This window comes from Veillonella sp. oral taxon 158, from assembly GCF_018376515.1.
GTDB lineage: Bacteria > Bacillota > Negativicutes > Veillonellales > Veillonellaceae > Veillonella > Veillonella rogosae.
Window position 1 is genome coordinate 1 of sequence record NZ_JAHABE010000025.1, and the last position, 6,332, is coordinate 6,332.

Annotated in this window: 5 protein-coding genes; 4 read left to right on the top strand and 1 reads right to left on the bottom strand. The window is 38.6% G+C overall.

Annotated elements, in window-relative coordinates; translation table 11 throughout:
- Positions 1-372 precede the first annotated feature (372 nt).
- Positions 373-1,788, bottom strand: a complete 1,416-nt coding sequence (locus KH364_RS09320) for a sodium:solute symporter family protein (protein WP_273299415.1) — start codon at positions 1,786-1,788, stop codon at positions 373-375.
- Positions 1,789-3,116: 1,328 nt separating this feature from the next.
- Between KH364_RS09320 and KH364_RS09325 the strand changes: the two genes are divergently transcribed.
- Genes KH364_RS09325 through KH364_RS09340 form a run of 4 tightly spaced genes read left to right on the top strand, consistent with a single transcriptional unit; the run spans position 3,117 to position 6,036 of the window.
- Complete coding sequence (locus tag KH364_RS09325) at positions 3,117-4,373, top strand: hypothetical protein (protein WP_273299416.1); 1,257 nt, start codon at positions 3,117-3,119, stop codon at positions 4,371-4,373.
- Positions 4,374-4,408: 35 nt separating this feature from the next.
- On the top strand, positions 4,409-4,981 hold the full coding sequence (locus KH364_RS09330) for a hypothetical protein (protein WP_273299417.1): 573 nt from the start codon (positions 4,409-4,411) through the stop codon (positions 4,979-4,981).
- Positions 4,982-4,989: 8 nt separating this feature from the next.
- Positions 4,990-5,559, top strand: a complete 570-nt coding sequence (locus KH364_RS09335; RefSeq protein WP_273299418.1) for a hypothetical protein — start codon at positions 4,990-4,992, stop codon at positions 5,557-5,559.
- A gap of 6 nt (positions 5,560-5,565) precedes the next feature.
- Positions 5,566-6,036, top strand: a complete 471-nt coding sequence (locus KH364_RS09340; protein ID WP_273299419.1) for a hypothetical protein — start codon at positions 5,566-5,568, stop codon at positions 6,034-6,036.
- The last annotated feature ends 296 nt before the right edge of the window (positions 6,037-6,332 follow it).

Genomic DNA, 6,332 nt, shown 5'->3' on the forward strand with positions numbered 1-6,332 from the left:
ATTATGAATTAATCATGCTCTTATTACAGGTAATAACTGTGGTTATTGCCTTTGGGGCATTAATAGCGCTTATTTGTCTCACAAAAGACAAATAGCCCTTCATTTCCACTAATCTGGAGATTAGTATAAAACGAAAAGGCCATTTCTCAAAATCTTATGTTTTTCGAGATGCGCCTGACGTTACGACTCGTCTGACTATCTTCTTATATTATAATAAGGTTATTATATATCGTCAAATTATGATGAATGTGTGTATAGCACACAATTGGATGATGTGGTTGTAACATAAGAAAAACTCCTATTGGCTTTCACCGATAGGAGCTTTCTCTTTTATGTGCACTTTTGTGTGCTCTTTTAGAATATTCTTTTACATTATTCCTTTAAATGATCAGGAATTGCCGGTGGAGCCGGTGGTTTACCCATGGATCTTTCAATGAACACCACAGCCACAAAGACTATGAGGCTGACGATGGAACCGAAGATGATGGACATAATACCGTATGGGTTGCCCACGAATTCCCAGTACACGCCTGCGATAGAGCCGAGGACGATGGACCAAATGCCAGCGCCTGCTGTTGCATTTTTCCATGTGAGTCCAAGTAGGAATGCGGCGAATGGGCCAGCGGATCTCATGGTGAAAGCAAATACGAGCATCGGAATGATGGCTTTGCTTACAAGGGAGATAACGATGGCGATAATGCCGAGGAATAGCACGCATAGACGGCTATATCTAGTGAGCTGAGCATCGGTGAGGCTTTTACCAAAATGATATTCCACAATATCCTTGGTAAATACAGTAGCAGCGCCTAATAGGTCGCCTGCGCCTGATGAAAGCGTGGCCGATACGACAGCGGCCATAACGAAGCCAGCCATTACTGGAGGCATGAGGTTAAGTGCTACCGTTGCCACCGCATTATTCGCTTCGATGTTCGGGAACTCAGCCAATGCTACGAGGCCCAATACGGCAGGAACGAAGGCAAATAGAGCCATGATAATACCACAAATGATGGAACCAAGAACGGCTGTTTTTTCGTCCTTCGCGGCGAAGTACCGTTGTACGGACTCTTGACCGGTGGAGAAGGTCATGAAGTACATGATAATAAGGCCGATGATGGTTTTCCAACCAACCTTAGTGAAGCCGAGCTGCTCAGGTGGTAATTTTGTCACTACCGATTCCCAACCGCCCACATTGTGCAATACGAACGGCACAGCGAGGGAGAAGCCTCCAACAAGAACGAAGAAATGGATAACGTCCGTCATTGTTACGCTCCACATGCCGCCGGACATGGTGTAAATTACGAGAACCGCACCGCAGATGAGGATGGCAAGTTCTGTTGAAAGCCCAGTGAGAACGCTAATAATAGTTGCTGTCGCTGTAATCTGTACGCCGGCTAATGTAATCGTTGCTAGCATGGACAAAATAGACGTAATTAAATGGCTAGAGCCACCGAAGCGACGACCGATGATCTCTGGCACTGTTGTTGCCATGGCACGACGTAAAAGCGGTGCGATGAAAGCAACGAGAATAACCCCAATCCCTGCAGAGACTACGTACCAACCTGCAGATAAACCCCAAGAACCATACGCTTTTGCTGCTACACCAACGGTACTCCCGCCACCGATCTCCGTAGCTGCTAACGTGCCTGCCGTCATAAGAACCCCAATACGACGACCTGCGAGTAGATAGTCAGTACTATCTTTTACACGAATATGACAATACACGCCGACCAATAAATTCAGTAATAAATAGGCACAAACAATGACCCATATAATAGTTAAAGAATCCATATGCCACCTCCTAAACTACAAACTAGTTAGAGACACATACTAAATCACCCTTACCTACTTGTGGTGCGTACGCAAGTATAGCTTTATTATCCCTAAAAACTGGGGAAATTACAACGAGGAGTTTCTTGGCGCGTTGGAGAATGTATATATAGTAGGAGTAAAAAATAGCCCGTAAATAACGGGCGTTTTCTATGTATTTCTTTGGAGCACTTGTGGCGCTTATTTGTCTCACAAAAGACAAATAGCCCTTCATTTCCACTAATCTGGAGATTAGTATAAAACGAAAAGGCCATTTCTTCATGTTTTTATGTAACTAGAGATGAGCCTGACGCAGCTACTCGTCTGACTATCTACCTATATTATAGGGATAAAGATGTATATCGTCAAATGGAGATAAATCTTATATATTAATTTGAGATAACTTCTATACAATCTAAAATATAAATGATAAATAATAGGCACGAAATTGAATATGGATTGAAATATTAACTCAATAAGAACTCTAGTGTTAAAGTTTTTATGGTATTAGATAGGAGAGAGGCAATGAGTATACTCAAGTACATCAAAATTATATTAGTGCTTTTGTTTAAGGCTTATCTTGTTTATCTATGGGTTAACTCTGTAGAGACCTTTACTCAGCTACTCTATTATATTTATGTATTGAAAGTATCTTCATTGGAGCAGTTCGGCCTATTTCTATTCTTTCTCTTTGGTAATATATGTTGTATTCTGTGGCTTGTTTTATGGTGTAAGCGATTACCGCCAGCTTTTAACAAACCAAAAATATATTATAAAATTAAAGACTGGATACGATCCAAGAAACAAGAAGCACCTATCTATAAAGTCCTATTTGGCAGTTTACTGCTTTTGCTAAAACTATGTCTTGTAGTGTATATCTTAATCTCTGTCTCTACTGTTTTAAGTATTCCATTGATAGATTATTAGTCTATTTTCAAAATTTAAACACACTAAAAACCGAGTTACTATTTGATTAGTAGCTCGGTTTTATTTGCCGAGAAATAGCAAAATAGCCCTTCGTTTCTTCGGAAATTAGATAAAACGAAAAGGCCATTTCTACATGTTTCATTTAGTTTAGAGATGAGCCTGACGTCACTACTCGTCTGACTATCTACTTATATTATAAGGATAAAGATATATATCGTCAAATGGAGATAAACCTTATAAATATCAATCTTATAAATATCAATAGAAGTAAATCCTATATACTAAATTATAAAATTATTAATAATAGGCACAGCCTTGTTTGCATAGTATACTTATGCTAATAAGGTTGTGCTTATTTATGTTGTAAGTTGAGAGAGGATTTTATGTTACGTAAAAGTATAGTCATGATGGCATTAGCGGCTGCTTTCACCATGAATGTAAGTGCTGTGCAGATCGAAGTGCCAAAAGGACAGCCACCTGTGCCTGGGGCCGATGCGAGTATTCCTGCTAATGCGTATGAGAATTATCGGCATATTAATAAAGTTGCAGAGCAAGAGGCAGAGTCATATAGTCAGTTTGCAAAATCGAATCCTAAAAATCCGCCATCTACGCTTGATAAGCTAAATCTGGAACATCCTGGTTTTTCTAAGGCTTTGGAGCTTGCAGATTATTCGCAGTCTACAGTGGTATTGATTCATGAAGGGGATAAAAATATCAGATTATCCGTACCAAATGTTAGCTTCCGTGGTGATGTGATAGAAACTGAGCCTGGAAAAAAGCCATTATTTGCTGTTCGTAGTTTCAGTTCGTTTTTAGTAGTAGGACCACCTCATGGTAAAGAGCTTAGTAAATATGCTGAAGGTGAAGGAAAATATAATTATCCAGGGTTGAGGAATGCATCTTGGAAGTTCATGTCAAACAATTCTCGCATAATGTATACGGAATTCACTCCGGATGATACAAAGACAACGTATGGAGTTACTTATGGTGGATGGGTTAATACAGAAGATCTATATCAAGATCAAGCACCTGAAGTGGTGATGAGTAATTATATTATTCCATCCATAGAATCCTTATCTGGATTAGATAATTACAGTCAGATTGAGCATTGGGGGAACTTTCACTATCGCATTCCTAAGACGGCTAAGTTAGTCAGTGAAGCCGTAGAAAATGAGAGACATGAGGTGAGAACTTATGAGGATACAGGGGTTAAAATACGGGTAATACGTAGCGCAATTATGAGCAAAGAGACAGATAACACGCTGATTAAGGTTCCAATAATATATTATTTACATAAATATAATGATTTGGATACACCTACACAGTACGCCGTAGTGTGGAATAACGGAATTCCTGGTTCTTTAGTTGATGCCTATAAGCCCAATCGTGAATCCTATCTTCGTCATGTTGTGAAAGATTCTGTATACTATTACAGTTATCGTATTAATTATGATGAAAGTAAAACATCGTATACGCATAAGCAGCTAAGAGATATGATCGAATACGTAGACTTTGATGATGCTACAAGATTACGTAAAGAACCACAATGGAGACAAGAAGGGACATATAAGGAGAGTCTTGAAAATAGTTCAATCTTTATTCCATGGTATATGGAATGGGTTAAGCTATTGAGTAAATAAGCTGTATTTGACTATTTCGTTTGAGAGAGGTTTTTATGATTCAACGTATTTTAATGCTAGCCCTTGTGTTGCTGGCTTTCACCATGCCCACAGAGGCGATTACATTACAAGAATTACAGACATCACCACAGTTTAAGTTAGTTCATACTCGATCGATGAATGGTCCCATGGAGAGTGGTGGCTTGTATATCTATTTGAACACGTATTCTATTGAGGCCCTTCGCTATGTACCGCCACAGTATTCTTTGCGCGGGACCTACTATGTTGTGATGGATACGTCTTATCAATCTACTATCGATGAGAGACAGCTCACCGTGGATTATGATACAAACTATTCTCTAGCTACCTTAATCCATTCGTCTCATATGATGAATCCTAGCCCGTCTATGATGGCATTGATTGAGGCTAGTGAAAGTAAGTCTGGTTTAGCTATGACAGAGGTAGATGTGGCGAAGTATACCTTTGATGGGGAGACGAAGCCAATGCATTATGTGAATGATACGCGTAAGTTCCCACTTAATCGTAATAACACTATTATGTATGATATAGCGGATGCTATGTTTATGTCCGTGTATCAACAGCATTTTGATGATATTGTGGTACAGTGAGGTGGACGATGAAACGCATATATTTACTTTCACTATGGTTATTAGCCTGCCTCGTATTGCCTATGAAAGGTCAAGCTGTAACACAGGCTGACTTATTAAACTCAGAGCGATTTGAGCACATCGATTCGAGTGCTGACTCTGGACGAGGGGATGGAAAATATTTGGACCTTTCATCTGTTAAGTCTGTAACGGCACCGAATGGTCATCGTCGTATCGAAGCCAGCATTTATGTTTCTATGCCTGCTGCTAATATGATTCAAGGGCTTTCAGTACAATACGATTACCAAATGGATCGTTCTTTGCGCCATTTGATTAATGCTCATGATCAAGCTCTAAAACAAGGCAATAAGATACCGTATATCTCTATTTGGCGTGCAAAACAAGGGAACTCAGGAATCACTGGAACTGTTAATGATGGCGGTACCTATTATAATGATGGACAGATTCGCCAACAACGTGTATATAAAGAAAATCTAAATGCTATGATTCTACCTGCTGATTTTGGTGATGAAAAATATAAATTGCCTAATTTGCTCTATCAAAAAGCATATGGTATAGCTTATGACGATGAGACATAATAAATTATGGATAGTATTAGAATGGTCAGAATTGAGGATAGACTTAGATTGATGATTAAACTTATTTTTTTGTTTCTGTTAAAGTTTGTGCTTTTACTTATTTGGGGAGCCTCTATTTGGGGGATTTATACATTACTGTACGATCGATATGTATTAGAAGCATATCCATTAAGAGATTATCTGCCTGTATTGATATTTTGCTTTGGGAATATTTGGGTTTTACCATGGGTGATTTTATGGTATGAGAAACTATATCCTGTGTTTGATAAACCGAAAATGTATTATAGAGTGAAAGCATGGTTCATTTCTTTAAAAGAACAATCTACCGTGGGTATGTGTATATATAGTTGTATAGATTTTTTAATAAAGTTATGTCTAATCACGTATGGCACCATGGTTGTTTTAGCTGGTTTTATTTTGGCTGGTGCTATATTAGTTCTGCCTCTACTTATGATTCTTAGATTGATACTTCATTAGCTCTTGAAAGCTTTTGAAAACACATATTTTGTTTCTTATACGCTCTAAACCTATTTACACAATGTAAAAGCCAAGCTATTCATATTTAGAAATAGCTTGGCTTTTATTGTACGCCGAATAGGCATGACTAAACCCCCAGTTAAACTGGGGGTCGGTAAAAAATTCTTAGAGAAAAGGAAAGAACCTCCTAGTGGTAAAATGAAGTTGGTCTGGCAACCACAACATTTCAACATAGGAGGTTCAATGTCAATGAATGACGTAAAAAGCTTATCACATAGTAAATGGAGATGTAAATA

What these genes read in the sequence shown, in the direction of transcription:
- KH364_RS09340 (WP_273299419.1), top strand. Translation starts at nt 5,566, where the DNA reads ATGGATAGTATTAGAATGGTCAGAATTGAGGATAGACTTAGATTGATG.
- KH364_RS09330 (WP_273299417.1), top strand. Translation starts at nt 4,409, where the DNA reads ATGATTCAACGTATTTTAATGCTAGCCCTTGTGTTGCTGGCTTTCACC.
- KH364_RS09335 (WP_273299418.1), top strand. Translation starts at nt 4,990, where the DNA reads ATGAAACGCATATATTTACTTTCACTATGGTTATTAGCCTGCCTCGTA.
- KH364_RS09320 (WP_273299415.1), bottom strand. Translation starts at nt 1,788, where the DNA reads ATGGATTCTTTAACTATTATATGGGTCATTGTTTGTGCCTATTTATTA.
- KH364_RS09325 (WP_273299416.1), top strand. Translation starts at nt 3,117, where the DNA reads ATGTTACGTAAAAGTATAGTCATGATGGCATTAGCGGCTGCTTTCACC.